Origin of the sequence: Selenomonas sp. oral taxon 892 str. F0426 (genome assembly GCF_000468035.1) — a bacterium.
Taxonomy (GTDB): Bacteria; Bacillota; Negativicutes; order Selenomonadales; family Selenomonadaceae; genus Centipeda.
Genome location: NZ_KI260523.1, coordinates 285396 through 303671, shown reverse-complemented (window position 1 = coordinate 303671; position 18276 = coordinate 285396). Strand labels below are relative to the sequence as shown.

The following is an 18276-nucleotide window of genomic DNA, read 5'->3' as shown; positions in this document are numbered from 1 at the left end:
ATGGGAAGTCTGAAGGTCATAGGACTCGAAAAGGCGTATGGCATACGTACGCTTTTTTCCAATGTGAACTTTGAGGTCATGCGCGGGGACAAGGTGGGACTCGTCGGTGCAAACGGCACGGGCAAGACGACGCTGATGCGGATTCTGCTCGGGCGAGAGGAGAACGACGGCGGACAGGTTGTGATGGATCGTGCCGACACGGTCGGCTATGTTGAGCAGCAGGCGTCGTTCTCCCATGATACGCTCTACGAAGAGCTGCGCAGCGCGTTCTCCGACCTCATCACGCTCCGTGCGGAAAAGGAGCGGATGGAGCACGCGATTGCGGCAGGGGATGCCGGCGCAGAGGAACTTGCCGCGTATGGGAATCTCGTGACGCGGTTCGAGGCGATGGACGGCTATGACTTTGAGAGTCGCATCCGCCGCGTGGCGTTTGGACTCGGTTTCTCCGAGGAGGAACTCCAAAAGGATGTCCGTCATTTCTCGGGCGGGCAGACGACGCGCATCTGTCTTGCGAAGGCTCTCTTGCGTGAGCCGGACTTTCTCTTTCTGGATGAGCCGACGAACCATCTGGACATCGGGATGATCGAATGGCTCGAAAAATTTCTGCAGTCCTATCGCGGCGGCGTGCTTCTGATCTCGCACGACCGCTATTTTCTCGACCGTGTGGTGAACCGTATTTTGGAGCTGGATCACGCGGAGGTCACGGCGTATACGGGCAACTATACGCACTATATGCGTGTGAAGAATGAGCGCCGTGCGGCACTGCAGAATGCCTATGAGAAGCAGCAGGTGCATATCAAGAAGACCGAGGAGTACATCAGCCGCTACAAGGCAGGCATCAAGGCAAAGCAGGCGCGCGGACGGCAGAGTCAGCTGAACCGCCTCGAGCGGATCGTGCTGCCGCCCGAGGCCGCACGTTTCAAGTACTTTGCATTCACAAAGCCGACGGAGTGTGCGCAGCGCGTGGCAGAACTTGAGGACATCAGCTTCGCCTATCCGGGCGGGCAGCGCATACTCGACCGTATTTCCCTGCTCATCCGCAAGGGGGACGGTGTGGCACTCATCGGCGAGAACGGCGTCGGCAAGACTACGCTCCTTCAGATTTTGGTTGGGGAGCTTGAAGCCACGGGGCGTCTCAAGATCGGCAGCCGTGTCAAGATCGGCTACTTCTCCCAGCAGCATGAGGGACTGGATCCCAGCAAGACCATACTCGATGAAATCTGTTATACATTTGGACTTGATGAGGAGACGGCACGCGGCTATCTCGGCGCGTTCCTCTTTCACGGCGATGATGTCCTGCGGCTCATCGGTGCGCTCTCGGGCGGCGAACAGGCGCGCGTGGCGTTCTTGAAGCTCATGCTTACGGGTGCAAACTTTCTCGTGCTGGACGAGCCGACGAACCATCTGGACATCCCCGCGCGCGAGGCGGTGGAGGAGGCGCTGATGGCGTTTCCGGGGACGTTTATTGCCGTCTCCCATGACCGCTATTTTCTCGACAAGACGGCGAACTGCACGCTTGAACTCAAGGACGGCAGGATCACCGAGTATCTCGGCAACTATGGCTACTATCTGATGAAGAAGGAGGCCGAGGCGGAGGAGGCGGCAGAGGAAGAGAGGACTGCGGAGAAGCATGTGCGCCGTGTGCCGTCCGAACAGGCGGAACAAGATCGCACGGAGAAGCCTGCCGCGCCCAAAACGGCGGTGCACAGCGCCATACCTGCCGCACGGCGGCAGGAGATGCTCGAGCGCACAGAGGCGGAGATCGCGATGGCAGAGGCGGAGCTGAAGGGACTCGAGTATGAGATGAATCGACCGGAGACGCAGGCGGATCCGGAGCGCAGCCATGCGATTGCCGAGGCGTATGCAGCAAAGGAAATCGAGATCATGCAGCGTTATGAGAAGTGGGAACAGCTGACGGAGGCGTAACATGGAGCTGCAGCAGAATCTCGGCTTTCACTCCGAGGAGGAAGAACTCACGGGTGTTGTGGATCACATCATATTTGCCTCCACGGACGGCGCGTTTTCTGTCTTTCGTCTGAGATTGGAGCAGAAGGGCAAGTGTACGGCGACGACGAAAGGCGCTGCGCCGCTCGTCGGGCAGGAGGTGCGCCTGACGGGCAGCTGGGTCACACATCCGCGCTTCGGACGGCAGTTCCAAGCCCTGCGGATGCACGTCAGTGCGCCCACGAGCGCGGGCGGCATCGAACGCTTTCTCGCCTCCGGTACGATCGACGGTGTTGGTCCCGCGATGGCACGGCGCATCGTGGAGAAATTCGGCGCGGAGGCGCTCCTCATCATCGAACGTGCGCCGAGTCGTCTCAGAGAGGTCGCGGGCATCGGACCGAAGACGGTGGAGAAGATCACTGCCTCCTATATGCGTCAGTCCGAGCTGCGGGACATCATGCTCTGGCTTGAGGAGCATGGAGTCACGGGGACGTATGCTGCACGTATCTTCAAGGCTTATGGCTCGCTTGCGATAGAGGTGATGGAGAAATCGCCCTACCGCCTCGCGCAGGAGATCGACGGCATCGGCTTCATTACGGCGGATACGATCGCCATTGCTGCAGGATGGGAGAAGAACTCCTCTGCACGCATCGCCGCAGGTCTCTCCTATGAACTCGCGCAGATTGCCTCGGGCGGTCATTGCTGCATTCCCGAGGGGCTGCTCGCAGAGCGCACGGCGCAGCGCCTCGGCGTCGCACGGGGGGAGGTCATGGAGGTGCTCGGCCGTGAGGTGAAGATGAGCCGCCTCTACGCAGTGGATGAGATGGGGGAACGCCTCATCTATGCTCCGCAGCTTTACAAGGCAGAGGAGGAGACGGCACGCCTTCTCCTCACTCTGCAGCGGAGGGCGGAGCACATTCATGTGCATGACACATCCTCTCTTGTCACCTCATGGGAGAAGGAGCATCATGTCAGCCTTGCCTCGGCGCAGCGGGAGGCGGTCATTGCCTCGCTGGAACACGGCGTCCTCGTTCTGACGGGCGGCCCCGGGACGGGCAAGACCACCGTCGTGCGCAGCATCATCGACATCCTCGGTGCGCAGGGACTTGAGATCCTGCTTGCCGCGCCGACGGGACGCGCGGCAAAGCGTCTTGCGGAGGCAACGGGATGCCCTGCCGCGACGGTGCACCGCATGCTCGAAGCACAGGGCAGGGAGGAGGGGGAGATGCGCTTCGGGCGCGACGCGGAGACGCAGCTTGAGGCAGATGTCATCATCGTGGACGAGGTTTCGATGATGGATATTGTACTGATGCAGCACTTGCTTCGCGCCGTTCTTCCGGGGGCGCATCTCATCCTTGTCGGCGACGTGGATCAGCTTCCTGCCGTCGGTCCCGGCTCTGTGCTCAAAGACATCCTGCGCTCCGGCGTCATTCCGAGCGTTCGTCTGACCGAGATCTTCCGTCAGAACAATACGGGCACGATTGTCCTCAATGCACACGCCATCAATGCGGGGCGCGTGCCTTCCTTTACGGAGGCGGACTTTTCCTTTGTCACAGCCGTATCCAGTGAGGATGCCGCCGCACAGATCGTCTCAATATGCACGCGGCTCCTGCGCGCTGGAACGGATCTCATGGATATGCAGGTGCTCTCGCCCATGCGGCGTGAGGCGTGTGGTGTGGATATGCTCAACCGAAGCCTGCAGTCAGCGCTGAATCCGCCCGCGATGGATAAGGCGGAGGCCGTTGGGTTCCGCATCGGCGACAAGGTCATGCAGACGCGGAATGACTACACGAAGAATGTGTTCAACGGTGACATCGGCCGCATCCGCTGGATCGATTCAGAGCATCTCGTCGTCGCGTTTGCGGAGGATATGGAGGTCTCCTACACGCGCGACGAGTTCGGCGCACTCACCCTCGCCTATGCAATGAGCGTGCACAAGAGCCAGGGCAGCGAGTACGACATCATCATCCTGCCGCTCGTGCGCGCACATCACATCATGCTGCAGCGCAATCTCCTCTATACGGGCGTGACGCGTGCGAAAAAGGGCGTCATTCTCGTCGGGGACCGCACGGCGCTCTTTGCGGCGGTCAGCAATGATCGTACGCGCCGCCGCTATACCCTTCTTGCGGAGCGTCTGGCTGAGAAAATCTGATTCTACCCTAAGGAATCACTGATAAATTCAGCACGGCCATCGTGGCGCATCTTTTCCGCCCTGTCTTTGTCGACAAATCCTCCACACCTAAAAAAGTTAAACCCGAAAGCGCAAGAAATCGCTTTCGGGTTTAACTTTTTTAAATTACTTCTTTATCTCTCCAGGCATCGCAGCAAACTGCTGTGCAATATTGTGCAGATATGCCGCAAGGCGTTCCCGTCTGCCCTCGCGCGCGAGCTGTGCAATCATCGTCGCATGCTGACTGAGATCGTGACGCATGCGACGCGATCTGCGCCAGATCTCCAGCATCGTATGATAGTGCGCCTCTTCGGCTTTGCGGATCATCCTCTCATGCATCTGCCGTTGGAGAAGGGCATTTCCTTCCTCCGTATAGCGGGTGAGGAGATCGGATACACGAAGATACTGAACGAGGGCGAACGGGAGCAGCAAGCGTGCAGCGATGATGGTCGGACGTACGGAGGAACTCGACGGATCAGCGGCAATCGCGAGTGCAATGAGGATCAGCTCATAACCGCAGAGGAAGAGCCAGAGCCTCCTGTCATCCACACGGAGGATGGGCGTGAGCAGATGGTGAATCGTATGCAGTGCAGTAGGCAAGACAATGAGGAAGAACATCGGGATCAGCAGACATTTCCACAGCCCATGAGGCAGCCCCTCGCCAAAGAAAAACTCCATCGTCGTCCCAAGCGTCGATGCAAGGAGGAGAAGTGGATAGACGAGCAGCGCGATTGAAAGAATGCGCAGCGGATGATCGCGGATCACCGCTGTCATATAGAGGAGGGCGAGTGGGCGGCAGAGGAGTGCGGTCAGCGACATATCCAATGCGGATGACATCTGTATGGCAAGCGTCAAAGTGATCAGGAGGAGATAGCCGATGATGGTGTATGATCGCCGAAAGCGCAGACGTGTACGAAAGATATAGAAAATCAGAAAATCGAAGGGGGGCGCACATACAAGTGTATGCAGCAGCCGGATTTCAAAATCGCTCATGATATACCGTCGACCTCCCCGTACTGCCCGCTGCGCTCCACAGACGGGACATCTCCATATGAATCGACTGATGTAGTCAGCGTCATATCCACCGAGAAGAGACCGTCCTCCACCGCAACTTCCATCGCTCCGTCATAGCGTGCAAGGCTCGCACGAATGCTCTCCATGCCGATACCGTGCTCGATACAGCCGCGCTTGGACGAGAGCAGATTGCCGTCCGCATCGTAGCGCAGTGTACCGTCAAAACTGTTGTCCATTGTTAGAAACAACATATCTGCCTGATGTACGAGGGCGAGACGGAGGATGCGCTCTGCGGTCGGGGAAAGTCGCTCCATCGCCTCGGCAGCGTTACGGAGGAGATTGCCTAGGATTGCCGTCAGATCGAGTGGGTCTATGGGGTTCTCCGTGCCGATCTCAATGCGGTACTCTGTGCGTGCCCCCAGACGATCGAAGACGGGCTGCCAGTAGCCGATGAGGATGTTTACAGTTTCATTTCCACAGACGGGTGCATAATTCGTGTTGATCTGAGCGGCAGCATCGCGCATCAGATGTTCGATGCCCGTATAGTCCCCGTCCGCGAGGTTTTCCTCTACCTTTTCAAGCAGCGCTGTGAACTGCGTGCGAAAGGTGCGTGTTGTGCGTTCGTTCTCCTCCATCTGCGCCGCATTCTGGCGTGTAATCTCTGCCATCTCCGCCTCGCGTGCAAGCTGCTCGCGCAGTGCACGCTGACGCAGGCGTTCGTTCATGGCGTAGAGGGCAAGCCCGATGCAGCAGAATGCGCCGATCGCCGCACTCAGACGGACGAAGAGCGCCGTGTTTGTTCGCAGCTCGTTGAATGGGGAAAGGAGAATGGTAAGCACGAGGATGAGCGTCCCCAGCCATGCGAGTGGCTTCCAGACGGCATCGAAGGAATCGTCTGCAAGCAGGGGATCGGCGATTGTACGCCCATAGTACAGGCAGAACGGAATGATGATGAGCAGGTTTGCCAGAGTGAGCAGGCCTGAGAGCAGAAATGGAATTTCAAATACGGGATAGGCATCCTCGATCGCATAGACCACCGTCTGCATCCCGAACCAGAGGAGCCCGAGCGGAGCGATGATGCAGATCTGTTTGGCCATCGGCACGCGCGTGACTGCGATCAGATAGAAGAAGATAAAGAAGAGAAACGGAAAGGCGATGCGTCGCGAAAAGACCGTTACCGCCTCGATCTGAATCATGGTCTCGATGCCGATGAGTACGAGCAGCCCCGCAATAATCAGCTGTGGGGAAAAGCGCAGATAGCGGCGAAAGAGATAGAGACGTATCAGATTTCCGGGCAGAACGTGGACAATGGTATAGAACAGCGTCACCATCGGGACGGCAAGCGGGTGCTGCAAGAGATCGAACGTCAGCGGCAGATTCATGAATGCTCTCCTATAGAAAGCGGAGCGTAGGCTCCGTCATACGGAATCTCTCAAGGGGTAAACCCTGCGCGCATCTTTCGAAGCATATAGGCGCGGTATGCCTGACTGACCTCGCTTGTACGGCGTGTTGCGATGGGGAGGAGAGTCCCGTCCATGAGGAGGATTCCCTCGGGCGTCAGCTGGTGTATATAGTCCATGTTGATCAGCAGACTGCGGTGGCAGGACAGAAACATTGGCAGATGTTCCAAGAGTTCGCGTGCGCGTGCAATCGTCATATAGGGTGCGAGTATCGTGCCGTCTGCCAGATGGAAGCAGCAGCGGCGTCCGCTCGCATCGATATAGCGAATCTGTTCAATCGGTACACGTTGCTCCGTATAGTCGATGGTAAGCGCAATCGTCGGGCGTTCCTTCCGGAAAAATGGCGTACGCGCGAGCGCCTCGCGGACACCTTCCTCCGTCACGGGCTTGATGAGATAGTGCGACGCCGTCACATCGAACGCCTCGACGGCGTGCTCGCGGCTCGTTGTCACAAAGATGATTGCACAGTTTGTATTGAACGATCGAAGAATCTGTGCCGTGCGGATGCCCGTGCGCTCCTTCAGATAGATGTCGAGAAAGACAATGTCGGCGCGTGCGGAGGACATGTGTGCAAGAAATTTCCTGTCGTCCGTGAACGCACGGATCATGGGGCGCGGCATATGCTCCGCGCAAACGATATCAATCATCGCACAGAGCGCGTGCAAATCATCTGCGTTATCGTCCAGTACAGCAATTTTCATAACAAACGTCCTCCTCCTTTTCCTTAAATTATTCTATGAAAAAGCATTGAAATGCGCAAGTACAATTTGAAATAATTTGCGTTCATATCATATTTTCGGCATTTATGACAACTTTTATTGACGTTCTTTTTATATATGAGAAAATAATGATAGTATAAGCAAATATACTCTATGGGTATATTGTCCTTTTATTTTAGAGAGTGGGTAAAATCATGCGCTGCGAGATTGCATTCGGTGTTGACGCACGTTATGTGAAGTACGCGGGCATCGCCATGACATCCGCTGCCATGCAGAGTGAGGGGGAGAAAGTCGGATTTCATCTCGTCTGTGACGGGATTGAGGACGCCGACCGCAAACGTTTGGAAGCCTTCCTCGCTGCATTTCCGTGGACGGATGTCCACATCTATGACGCGCGCGCAGCGTTGGACGCGATTCCCTTTCCGAGCGGCATCCCGCGCGAGCGGATCAACCGCAGCGTGTTCACGCGGATTCTCATGCCGGAACTCGTTCCGCATAGCCTTGACCGCATCCTCTACCTCGATGCCGATACACTCTGCGTCGGCAGTATGGGAGCACTCTGGTCGCTCGATCTCGCAGGCGCATCCATCGCTGCCGCACCCGAGGGAGAGGCGCAGCGGAAGGCGTTGCGGATCGGCAGGAAGGGATCCGCATATTTCAATGCGGGCGTTATGCTCATCGACCTCGTACGTTGGCGCGCACAGAACCTCACGGAACGCACGCTTACGGCATGGGAGGAGCACGGCGCATTATTTCCGCTGCTCGAGCAGGACGCACTCAACCATGTACTGGACGGGGATTTCCTGCTGCTCGGGCGGAACTATGTACAGATGATGGATGCCTTTGCGCCGTGGGATGTGGACTTTTCTGCGCGACATACAATCTGGCATTTTCTCAACGAGGGGAAGCCGTGGATTCGCTATGCAGACCCGCGCGTGCGCGAGCCGTATTGGCAGGTCGCGCGCAGATCGCCGTGGAGCGACCTCACGCCATCTGAGCCGTGGGAGACACGCATTGCCTATCTCGCGGGCTGCCACGCCGAGCAGGCGGAGGATTACCGCGCGGCAGCGCAGTACTTTCATGCGGCGGCGGAGCGACTCATGCAGTTCTATTTGGAACAGACAAGCAAAATGAACCAATCGGAATAGGAGAATTGAAATGAAATCGAATGTAGAAAAGAAGCAGATGCGCCTTAGCGCACAGATTGCCCTTGCACTCACACTTGGCACAGCGTTTGTGCCAAGTACGGCACTCGCCGCACCGATCACCACATCCCAAACTTATACAGCTGATGTAACGGTGACGGATGATGTGGATATTGCGGATGGAACGATCACCATGGAGGGGGTCAATGACGATGATACGCCACAGCATACAAACCCTACAGTAATCTTACAGGGGAGCACAATCAAGATTACAAACTCGAGCAACATCCTCACAGCACTCAGCCGCGGGGGTGGAACAATGGATTGGTCGGGGATTCTGACGATCAATCCTGACAGAACGAGCAAGGTGCAGCTACGCGGCGATATTCTCGTGGACAGATTGGATGAATACAATAATCATTCATATATGACGGGAGGCTATGTCAATCTCTATCTGAAGGGCGAGGAGTCCTACTTTGTGGGTGGGATTGCGGAGGTAAAAGACGCGGGGAACAATCCGATTCCGTTGCATAATCGCGGCGGCGTACGTCTCGAACTCTCGGATGGGGCGACGTGGTATCCGAAGGGGGATGCCTATACGCTATTTAATCCCGATCCCTATTCGCAGGATTTTGGTTATAAGAACGGCACATGGACAGAGGATCAGGACAACAAGCCGCGTGGACTCCATCTCTCGGCGAACGGCGGCGTGATCGACATGGCGTTTGCTGCACCGAATGAGGCGCGTATAACCGCTGTCGGAGAGCGAACGCTGACCTTTGACAATACGCGTGCGGCGCTGAATGGTGCGACCTTCCGCATCTCCACGAACCTTACGGAGAACAAGGCAGATAAGATCACGCTGAACGGTGTTACAGGAGCGAGCAATCAGTACAAACTGCAAGTCGCTTTCGATCCGAAGATGAACGATGCGGTGAACAAGACGAACTATGTGATTGAGGCTGTAGCGGCGGGCGGCGTTCCCGTACTGGACTCTGAAAATACGAGCGACACAGCAGCGGCATCCGAGTATATTACGCGAAAAGCTGTTGCGGCGGGTTTGCTGCAAAAGGACTTCAAGGTAAAGCCGACACTTGTTGAGGCAACGGAGAGCGGCAGAAAGATCGTGCGTGTCACCAAGATTACGATTTCGGATATTACTCCAACGCCACAACCACAGCCGCAGCCACAACCGCAGCCGCAGCCACAACCGCAGCCGCAGCCACAGCCGCAGCCAGAGCCACAGCCGCAGCCACAACCGCAGCCACAGCCGCAGCCACAGCCACAGCCGCAGCCGCAGCCACAACCGCAGCCAGAGCCACAGCCGCAGCCGCAGCCGCAGCCACAACCACAGCCGCAGCCACAGCCACAGCCGCAACCGCAGCCAGAGCCGCAACCACAGCCGCAGCCGCAGCCACAGCCAGAGCCGCAGCCACAGCCGCAGCCGCAGCCAGAGCCGCAGCCGCCAACCCCAGGTCCCGCGCTGCGCACCGCCGACCTTCTTATGGATATGGCACTCGCCCAGCTCAGTGCATGGCGCGGCGAGAACAACGACCTGCATCGGCGCATAGGCGGACTGCGTGCGGGTGGGGAATCCGGTGCATGGGTGCGCGGTTACGGCGGCAGGAACGAATTTGGCAGTTACCCCACGACGGGACGCTACAACGGCGTACAGGTCGGTATTGACCGTGCTGCTTCGCTCCATGGAGGCACGCTCTTCATGGGGGTTGCAGCCTCAGCATCGAGCGGCACGGCGCGGAACAGCGACCTCGACGGCAGCCATCGTGCACACTTTTTCGGTGTGTACGGCAGCTACATGGGCAAACGCGGCGACTACCTCGACACGATCGTGAAATACGGACGCATGACGAACGATGCAACCGCCGTCTTTGACGGTACGGCATACACGGGCGGCTACGGCGTGAACGGCTGGAACATCTCCGTCGAATACGGACACCGCATAGCTATCACACCGCATTTCTACTGGACACCACAGGTCGAGCTGAACTATGGACGCATCGGCGCGGCAGACTACACGATGCGTGCAGGTTCTTTGCCGGGGGCTCACATCGCAAACGATGCCGTCACCACACTCGTCGGGCGCATTGGCACACAGATTGGCTGCGAGGACGAGCACGGCACGGTCTATCTGAAACTCGGCTATCTGCGCGAGTTCAAGGGCGATCTCCACCTGCGGGCGCAGTATGGATCGACCTCCATTGACCGCAGCTACACGGCGTGGGACAGCTATTTTGAGTATGGACTGGGCTTTACACGGCGCGTCGGCAGAGCGGATCTTTACGGTGAATTCAGTCGTACGGCGGGCGCAGATGTCATCAGCGAGAAATGGAAGGCGAATCTCGGCGTGCGCATCGAGCTCTAATCGTATACTTTTTGAAACAAGAAAGGCAGAAGCAAAATGAAATCAGCATCGACGAAGCAGCTGCGCCGCAAACTCCTCTGTGCCCTCGTTGCGGGCGCACTCGCCGCCCCCTTTGCCGCGCAGACAGCGTATGCTCTCCCCATCGAGGGCGCGAACGCAGCGACGAACAAGACCGAGGCGGATATCTCGACAAGCGGCACGGTCATGAACATCATGGGCAAGACCGATCACAATATCCTCAAATGGGAGGACTTCTCCATCGACTCGGGCGAGAAGGTACGCTTTGACGGCGGCAGTCAGACGCGCGACTATCTGAACCTCGTCACGGGCGAGGGCGCGTCGAACATCTACGGCACGATCGAGGGCGGCAGGAACGTCTACCTCGTCAACCCGCACGGCATCCTCTTCGCGAAGGGTTCACAGGTCAATACGGGCGCACTCTACCTCTCGACGGCAAATCCCGCTGATATTGCAGCAGCGACGAGCACATTCAAGACAAACGGCACGAGTCCGCTCTCCGCCACCGCACAGACGGGCGACGTGCTGAACCTCGGCACGGTAAAGGCGAGCAAACTCTACATCGAGGGCAAGAACGTCAAAGTCCTCAACACGGATGCTGTAACGGACGCAAACGGCACGGCGCTCACGGGGGCGAACGTCACCATCCGCAGCGAGGATGCGCCGCACATCGGCTACGATGTCGCTAATACAACGACGAGGAACTTTACCGTAAACGGCGCAACGGTCTCGAAGAATGTTTCCGACTATGCGAATGCGAACACCTCAAAATCTGCAAGCACGCGCGGGTGGGTTGTCCAGAACCTCGGCGGCACGGCGCATACGGACTATGACTATATGCGCGTGCATGACGTCTACGAGCTGCAGCACATGGACGCGAATCGGGTGAATGCAGCGGTTACCGGGTCGGATAAGAAGATTATCGGCAGATATATGCTCGCGAATGACATCGCGGCAAGTGAGACACAGGACTGGGATGGGGGCTTTCAGCCGATTGGCAGTTCTGATAATAGCATGGGGGCCTTTACGGGACGATTTGACGGCGCAGGGCACACGATCACGGGGCTGACCGTTAAGCCACCGGCACCGACCGATAGTTTCGGGAGGTATTCTCGCGGGATGTTCGCATACATCGATCACGCGTGCATCGAGAATGTCTCCCTGAAGGACGCCTCCGTGTCGGGAGAGAAGGACGTCGGCGGCATTGTGGGAGCTACAGACCATTCGTGTGTCGTACGGAACGTCTCCTTCAGCGGTAAGGTCTATGGAAGCGGTACCGTGGTCGGCGGCATTGTGGGAACGCTAAAACGAAGTACCATTGAGAACGTCTACCATGAGGGCGCAGTCGAAGGGAACAAGGCTGTCGGCGGCATTGTGGGATATGTGTTTAGCTACAGCACCGTTCAGAACGTCCGGAATGCGGGCAAGGTCATAGGAAATGAGATGCTCGGCGGCATTGCGGGCGTGGTAGATGGGGGAAGCCGCGTTCAGAACGCCCTGCAGACGGGAACCGTGGAGCAAAGAGCGGGACAGACGGATTCGCAAGTCGGCGGCGTTGTGGGACTTTTGAACGGTGACACGGTCAGCCATGCCGTATGGAAGGAGGGCAGTGTAAAGAATGGGAACGGCGCTCTGATCCGGAAGGGCGTCGGCAAAACGCAGGGAAATTTTACAGTGACCGATGTCAAAGAGCACAGTCTGGACGATATGAAGAAGGCGGCGACATACGCGGAATGGGGCAGCGACGTTGCCACCGAGGGCGGCAAGAGGATGCCGTGGCGCATCTACGACGGCAAGACCATGCCGCTGCTCACGGCATTCCTCCGGACGAAGCATCTTGCAAACCGCGAGAGTGTCTACGACGGCACGGCGCCGACGATTGCGGGGCTTGCCCCCGGTATCACATGGACGGCAGGGAAGGATGCCGGCACATATCATGCCTACAGCGAGCAGTATGACATCATCGGCGGCGCGTACACGGTCAAGCCGAAGGAGCTGACGCTCGACTTTAAGAGCGGCACGCGCTTTGACAAGCTCTACGACGGGAGCGATACCGCCACGCGGACGCTCACGAATGGGCTGAACTATCGTCTCACGGGCTTTGTCAGCAGCGAGGACGAAGATAATATCGAACTGGTGCGTAATGTCACGGGCAAGTATGCGGACAAGAACGCAGGCGAGGATAAGGAAGTGACGTTCCAAAATCTCGCGCTCACGGGCACGGGCGCGGGCAACTATACCGTTAAAAAGGCGCAGGGCGTGGGGACAATCTATCCGAAGCAGCTGAATCTCACACTCACGAGCGGCGCACGCTTTGATAAGACCTATGACGGCAATGCAAACGTCACGCAGTCGCTCGCGAAGGGGACGCACTACAATCTCACAGGCTTTGTCGGCAGCGAGGGCACGGGCATCGCACTCGCTTCCTCCACAGGCACATACAGCGACAAGAATGCCGCCGCAGACAAAGCTGTCACGTTTAACGGGCTGACGCTCACGGGGGCGGGCGCGGGCAACTACACGCTGGACAAGACCTCGCTCACGGGCATCGGCACGATCTTGCGGCGTGCGCTGACCCTCGGCGCAGTCGGGGCGCAGACAAAGACCTACGACGGTACGACCGACGCAGACACGTCGAAGTTCGGCGCGGTGCTGAATAATGTCGTTGCGGGCGAGGAGAACAGCGTGAAGGCGACTGCCACGGGTGCGGCGTACAACAGCAAGGATGTCGCGGCGGCAAGCACCATTGACTACACAGGTGTCGCCCTCTCAGGTGCGGATGCGGGGAACTACAGCCTCGCCGCAACCACGGCGCAGGGCACGGGCACAATCACGAAGCGTGCGCTGACCGTTGGCACCGTCGCGGCGCAGAGCAAGACCTACGACGGCACGACCTCCGCTGACGCATCGAAGTTCCGTGCGGCGCTCGATAATCTTGTCGCGGGCGAGGAAGGCAGCGTAGCGGCAACCGCCACGGGCGCGACGTACAACGACAAGAACGTCGCTGCGGCAAACAAGGTGAGCTATACAGGGCTTGCGCTTACAGGCACGGGCGCGGGGAACTACAGTCTCGCCGCTGCGACGGCAGAGGGGAAGGGCACGATCACGCGGCGCACGCTGACCGTTGATACAGTCACGGTGCGGAGCAAGACCTACGACGGCACAACCGCCGCAGACGCAGCGCAGTTCCATGCGACACTCGGAAATGTCGTCGCGGGCGAGGAAAGCAGTGTAGCGGCGACCGCCACGGGCGCGGCGTACAACGACAAGAACGCCGCGGGGGCAAATCGCATTGACTATACAGGCATCGCCCTCACCGGCGCGGGCGCGGCGAACTATACCGTCGCCGATACGGCGCAGGGAGCGGGAACGATCACGCAGCGTGCGCTGACCCTTGGCACAGTTGCGCAGCAGAGCAAGACCTACGACGGCACAACCGCCGCAGACGCATCGAAGTTCCGTGCGGCACTGAACAACACGGTCACAGGCGACAGCGTGACGGCGACCGCCACAGGTGCGACCTACAACGATAAGAACGTCGCGGCGGCGAACCGCATTGACTACACGGGTGTCGGTCTCGCGGGTGCGGATGCGGGCAACTACAGCCTCGCCGCGACGACGGCGCAGGGTACAGGTACGATTGCAAAGCGCACGCTGACCGTTGGCGCGGTCACGGCGCAGACAAAGACCTACGACGGCACGACCGCCGCAGACGCAGCAGCGTTCCGCGCAACACTCGGAAACGTTGTCGCGGGCGAGGAAAACCTCGTAGCGGCGACCGCTGCGGGCGCGGCGTACAACGATAAGAATGTTGCCGGGGCAAATGCCGTGAGCTATACGGGTGTTGCGCTTACAGGCACAGGCGCAGGGAACTATACCGTCGCCACGACCGCAGAGGGCAGAGGCACGATCACGCCACGTGCGCTGACACTCGGCGCAGTCGCGGCGCAGAGTAAGACCTACGACGGCACGACCTCCGCAGATACGTCGAAGTTCGGCGCGGTACTGAACAATGTCGTTGCGGGCGAGGAGAACAGCGTGAAGGCGACTGCCACGGGTGCGGCGTACAACAGCAAGGATGTCGCGGCGGCAAGCACCATTGACTACACAGGTGTCGCCCTCGCAGGTGCGGAGGCGGGGAACTACACGCTCGCTGCGACCACAGCGCAGGGCGTGGGCACGATCTCGCGGCGTGCACTGACTGTTGATACCGTCGCGGCGCAGAGCAAGACCTACGACGGCAATACCGCCGCAGACGCATCGAAGTTCCACGCGACGCTCGGTAATTTCGTCGCGGGTGAGGAAGGCAGCGTAACGGCGACTGCTGCGGGCGCGACGTACAACGACAAGAACGTCGCCGGGGCAAATGCTGTGAGCTATACGGGCGTTGCGCTCCAAGGCACAGGCGCGGGGAACTATACCATCGCCAATACCACCGAGGGGCAGGGCAGCATCACGGCAAAGCAGCTGAATCTCGCACTCACGGGCGGCGCACGCTTTGACAAGACCTATGACGGCACGGCAAACGTGACGCAGTCCCTCACGAAGGGGACGAACTATACCCTCACGGGCTTCATCGGCACGGAGGGCGACCATCTCGCACTGGCATCTGCCACAGGCGCGTATACGGCGGGCAAAGACGCGGGGACAGACAAGGAAGTAACCTTCAAGAACCTCACGCTCATGGGAACGGGCGCGGGCAACTACACGCTCGACACGAATGCGCTCACGGGCATCGGTACGATTGCGCCGCGTGCGCTGACGCTCGGCGAAGTCGGGGCGCAGACGAAGACCTACGACGGCACGACCGCCGCTGACGCATCGAAGTTCCGCGCGGCGCTCGGAAACGTTGTCGCGGGCGAGGAAAACAGTGTGACGGCGACCGCCACGGACGCGGCGTATAACGACAAGAACGTCGCCGGGGCAAATGCGGTGAGCTATACGGGCGTCGCCCTTACAGGCACAGGCGCGAGGAACTATACCATCGCCAATACCGCAGAGGGCGCGGGCACGATCACGTCGCGCGATCTCACGCTGATTGCTGACGCCAAGAGTGTTGTGCAGGGCGAGCCGTTGCCATTCTTTACGGGACGCGCGGAAGGCTTCGTCGACGGTGAAGACCCAGCCGTATTCGGTACGGGTGGTTTGACGTTTGAGAGTATGGTGACGAACACAGAAACGCCCGGCAGCTACGCCGTCATCGGCAAGGCGGGCGGCATCCGTGACGGCCTCCTCGGCAACTACCGCATCCGACAGGCGCCAGGTAACGCGACTGCTTTCATCGTCAATGCCATGCCTACCGCAGGCGGTATCCTTGCTGCACTTGTGCAGGACGCTGTGCCGCGCTTCGACTTCGGCTTCGGCGAGGCCGTCTACCTCTATGGCACACCGCGTCCCATCTCCGCCGCAACCCTCGGTTTCTATCGCTTTGCACCCGCGCGTGACTTCGGTATTGAGGGGGTGCGCCTCGACGAAGGAGAGAGGAAATTCAAATGAAAATTGCACATCGTATTCGTTTTTCTTGTCTGCACTGCGCCCTGCCGCTTGCAGCGGCCGTCCTTCTGCCGTCTGCTGCACTTGCAGCGACGAATTTGCCGCCGTCCGATACGGGCGAGATTGGAGCGACCGCGCCGAAGGATGCACTTCACAGCAGTCTGCCCGTGACGGATGCCGGCGTGGGGAGTGCGGCATTCCGTCTCGTGCGCATCGACGTCGAGCAGGATGGGACACAGCTGGATGCGGATGAGCTGCACCGAAAAGCGGCGCACTATACGGAGCGTACGATCTCCGAGACGGAACTGAATACGCTCCTCGAGGGTCTCACCGCCTATGCACGCAGCCATGGATATCCGGCGGCAGCTGCTTACCTCCCGCCACAGAGGAATGCGGACGGCGCACTCACGATACGCATTCTTGCCGGACGCTATGGAAACATTACCATAGAAAACAACGCCGCCATCGACGACGGACAGATTCGCCGCCTCGCTCACGCGCTCCATACGGGGGGAGCGATCGAGGGGCGTCGCCTCGAAAAGGCACTGTATAACATCGCCGCCCTCAGCGGCGTAGAGGCGGCGGGTCTCCTCTCGCCGGGCGCGGCGTTCGGCACGAGCGACCTTACGATTCGCGTGAAGGACGGCAAGCGGCAGAGCATCGTTCTCTACAGCGAGAACTACGGGAGCAAGACTTCGGGACGCTACCGCTACGGTGTCCAGATGGGCTTTTCGAACCTCACGCACTGCGGCGACCGTCTGAGTATAGGAACAATGATGTCAAACGGGGATCTGAGGAACTACAGCCTCAGCTACAGCCACCCCGTCGGCGTGGACGGCAGTATGCTCGGTCTCGGTGTCAGCCGCATGGACTACGAGCTTTCGGGCGCATTTCGCCGCCTTGGCGCACAGGGACACGCCGATACCATGAGCCTCTTTGGCACATCGCCGCTCCTGCGCACCGCGCGGGACAGCGTCAGCCTCACCTACGGATGGGACTGGCGAAAACTCGAGGACGAGTACAAGAACGTCGGCATGACACTCGAAAAGCACAGCAATGCCGCGCATATCGGCGTACGTGGCGAGATGAACCGCCCGCGCACGCGTCTGACCTACGACCTCACCGCCTATCATGGCACGATTGCGTCCGACTCGGCGATGGCAGAGCGGCAGATGCGGCGTGCGGGCACGGAGGGCAGCTTTACCAAGGGGGTGCTGAATCTCGGCGTGCGACAGGATCTCGGTGGGCGTTTCCATCTGAACATGAGGGCGCAGATGCAGGCGGCAGGAGACAACCTCGACAGCTCCGAGGAGATCTACCTCGGTGGAGCAAGCGGCGTGCGCGCCTACCCGCAGGGCGAGGGCTCGGGCGACAGCGGCTATCTTGCGAGTGCGGAGCTGGTCTATCGGACGGGCATCCCGCATCTCGATCTCAGCACCTACTATGACACGGGGCATGTGGTATACGCGCATGACGGCGTGGATGGCGGCACGACACTCAGCGGATGGGGCATCGGCGTATCCTACAGCCGCCCCGGCGACTACTTCCTGCGGCTCGATTGGGCACGGCGCATCGGTCTTGCGCGAAATGCGAGCGTGGAGGCACAGGCAAAAAATCGCCTCTGGTTCATGGTCGGTAAAGTGTGGTAGTGAAAAGAAACAGAGGTGTTAGCGCACAAAGCGCCCCTTCCGTCACGCTGCGCGTGCCACCTCCCCCGCTGTGGCAGTGGAGGCTTGGGGATACGGCATATTAGCCTCCACCGTCGCGACGGGGGAGGGGGATTGCGTGAGCGGTGGAAGGGGCGCCTTGAGGGAGCAGCACGAACAAAACTTAGAATAGGGCTGCTGCACAAGTCCTACAATCCGACAGAGAAAATCTGAATCTGTGCGGTTGATTTTTCGGCGGGAAAACGCTATAATGGGGAGACAAA

9 protein-coding genes are annotated in these 18276 nt (G+C 59.2%); 6 read left to right on the top strand and 3 right to left on the bottom strand.

Annotated features, from left to right (window positions below; genetic code table 11):
- Together HMPREF1992_RS02325 and HMPREF1992_RS02320 are read left to right on the top strand one after the other, a co-directional pair.
- A complete protein-coding gene (locus HMPREF1992_RS02325; protein WP_037358105.1) occupies positions 1–1926 on the top strand; it encodes an ABC-F family ATP-binding cassette domain-containing protein in 1926 nt (641 codons plus the stop codon).
- A 1-nt stretch (position 1927) separates the two neighbouring features.
- Positions 1928–4096: an ATP-dependent RecD-like DNA helicase gene (locus HMPREF1992_RS02320; RefSeq protein ID WP_021684205.1), complete on the top strand. Its 2169-nt coding sequence runs from the start codon at positions 1928–1930 to the stop codon at positions 4094–4096.
- Positions 4097–4240: 144 nt separating this feature from the next.
- Here HMPREF1992_RS02320 and HMPREF1992_RS02315 read toward each other — a convergent pair whose 3' ends face one another.
- Genes HMPREF1992_RS02315 through HMPREF1992_RS02305 form a run of 3 tightly spaced genes read right to left on the bottom strand, consistent with a single transcriptional unit; the run spans position 4241 to position 7289 of the window.
- Positions 4241–5107, bottom strand: a complete 867-nt coding sequence (locus HMPREF1992_RS02315; protein WP_021684204.1) for a hypothetical protein — start codon at positions 5105–5107, stop codon at positions 4241–4243.
- Positions 5104–6510: an ATP-binding protein gene (locus tag HMPREF1992_RS02310; protein ID WP_021684203.1), complete on the bottom strand. Its 1407-nt coding sequence runs from the start codon at positions 6508–6510 to the stop codon at positions 5104–5106. The genes HMPREF1992_RS02315 and HMPREF1992_RS02310 overlap by 4 nt, the downstream gene beginning before the upstream one ends.
- A 50-nt stretch (positions 6511–6560) precedes the next feature.
- The gene (locus HMPREF1992_RS02305; RefSeq protein WP_021684202.1) at positions 6561–7289 is read right to left on the bottom strand and encodes a LytTR family DNA-binding domain-containing protein; all 729 of its coding nucleotides are present in this window, start codon (positions 7287–7289) and stop codon (positions 6561–6563) included.
- 212 nt (positions 7290–7501) lie between these two features.
- On the opposite strand from HMPREF1992_RS02305, the gene HMPREF1992_RS02300 reads away from it, so the two are divergent.
- The 4 genes from HMPREF1992_RS02300 to HMPREF1992_RS02280 are packed head-to-tail and all read left to right on the top strand — an operon-like array spanning position 7502 to position 17995.
- Positions 7502–8455, top strand: coding sequence for a glycosyltransferase family 8 protein (locus HMPREF1992_RS02300; RefSeq protein WP_021684201.1), 954 nt, complete (start codon positions 7502–7504; stop codon positions 8453–8455).
- A gap of 10 nt (positions 8456–8465) precedes the next feature.
- The gene (locus HMPREF1992_RS11710) at positions 8466–10835 is read left to right on the top strand and encodes an autotransporter outer membrane beta-barrel domain-containing protein (RefSeq protein ID WP_021684200.1); all 2370 of its coding nucleotides are present in this window, start codon (positions 8466–8468) and stop codon (positions 10833–10835) included.
- Between the two features lie 36 nt (positions 10836–10871).
- Complete coding sequence (locus HMPREF1992_RS02285) at positions 10872–16349, top strand: YDG domain-containing protein (protein WP_021684199.1); 5478 nt, start codon at positions 10872–10874, stop codon at positions 16347–16349.
- Positions 16346–17995 carry a ShlB/FhaC/HecB family hemolysin secretion/activation protein gene (locus HMPREF1992_RS02280; protein WP_021684198.1) on the top strand — a complete coding sequence of 550 codons (1650 nt, stop codon included), beginning with the start codon at positions 16346–16348 and terminating at the stop codon, positions 17993–17995. The genes HMPREF1992_RS02285 and HMPREF1992_RS02280 overlap by 4 nt, the downstream gene beginning before the upstream one ends.
- The last annotated feature ends 281 nt before the right edge of the window (positions 17996–18276 follow it).

Coding starts and splice junctions, on each gene's coding strand:
- HMPREF1992_RS02325 (WP_037358105.1), top strand. CDS start 1: ATGGGAAGTCTGAAGGTCATAGGACTCGAAAAGGCGTATGGCATACGT.
- HMPREF1992_RS02320 (WP_021684205.1), top strand. CDS start 1,928: ATGGAGCTGCAGCAGAATCTCGGCTTTCACTCCGAGGAGGAAGAACTC.
- HMPREF1992_RS02315 (WP_021684204.1), bottom strand. CDS start 5,107: ATGAGCGATTTTGAAATCCGGCTGCTGCATACACTTGTATGTGCGCCC.
- HMPREF1992_RS02310 (WP_021684203.1), bottom strand. CDS start 6,510: ATGAATCTGCCGCTGACGTTCGATCTCTTGCAGCACCCGCTTGCCGTC.
- HMPREF1992_RS02305 (WP_021684202.1), bottom strand. CDS start 7,289: ATGAAAATTGCTGTACTGGACGATAACGCAGATGATTTGCACGCGCTC.
- HMPREF1992_RS02300 (WP_021684201.1), top strand. CDS start 7,502: ATGCGCTGCGAGATTGCATTCGGTGTTGACGCACGTTATGTGAAGTAC.
- HMPREF1992_RS11710 (WP_021684200.1), top strand. CDS start 8,466: ATGAAATCGAATGTAGAAAAGAAGCAGATGCGCCTTAGCGCACAGATT.
- HMPREF1992_RS02285 (WP_021684199.1), top strand. CDS start 10,872: ATGAAATCAGCATCGACGAAGCAGCTGCGCCGCAAACTCCTCTGTGCC.
- HMPREF1992_RS02280 (WP_021684198.1), top strand. CDS start 16,346: ATGAAAATTGCACATCGTATTCGTTTTTCTTGTCTGCACTGCGCCCTG.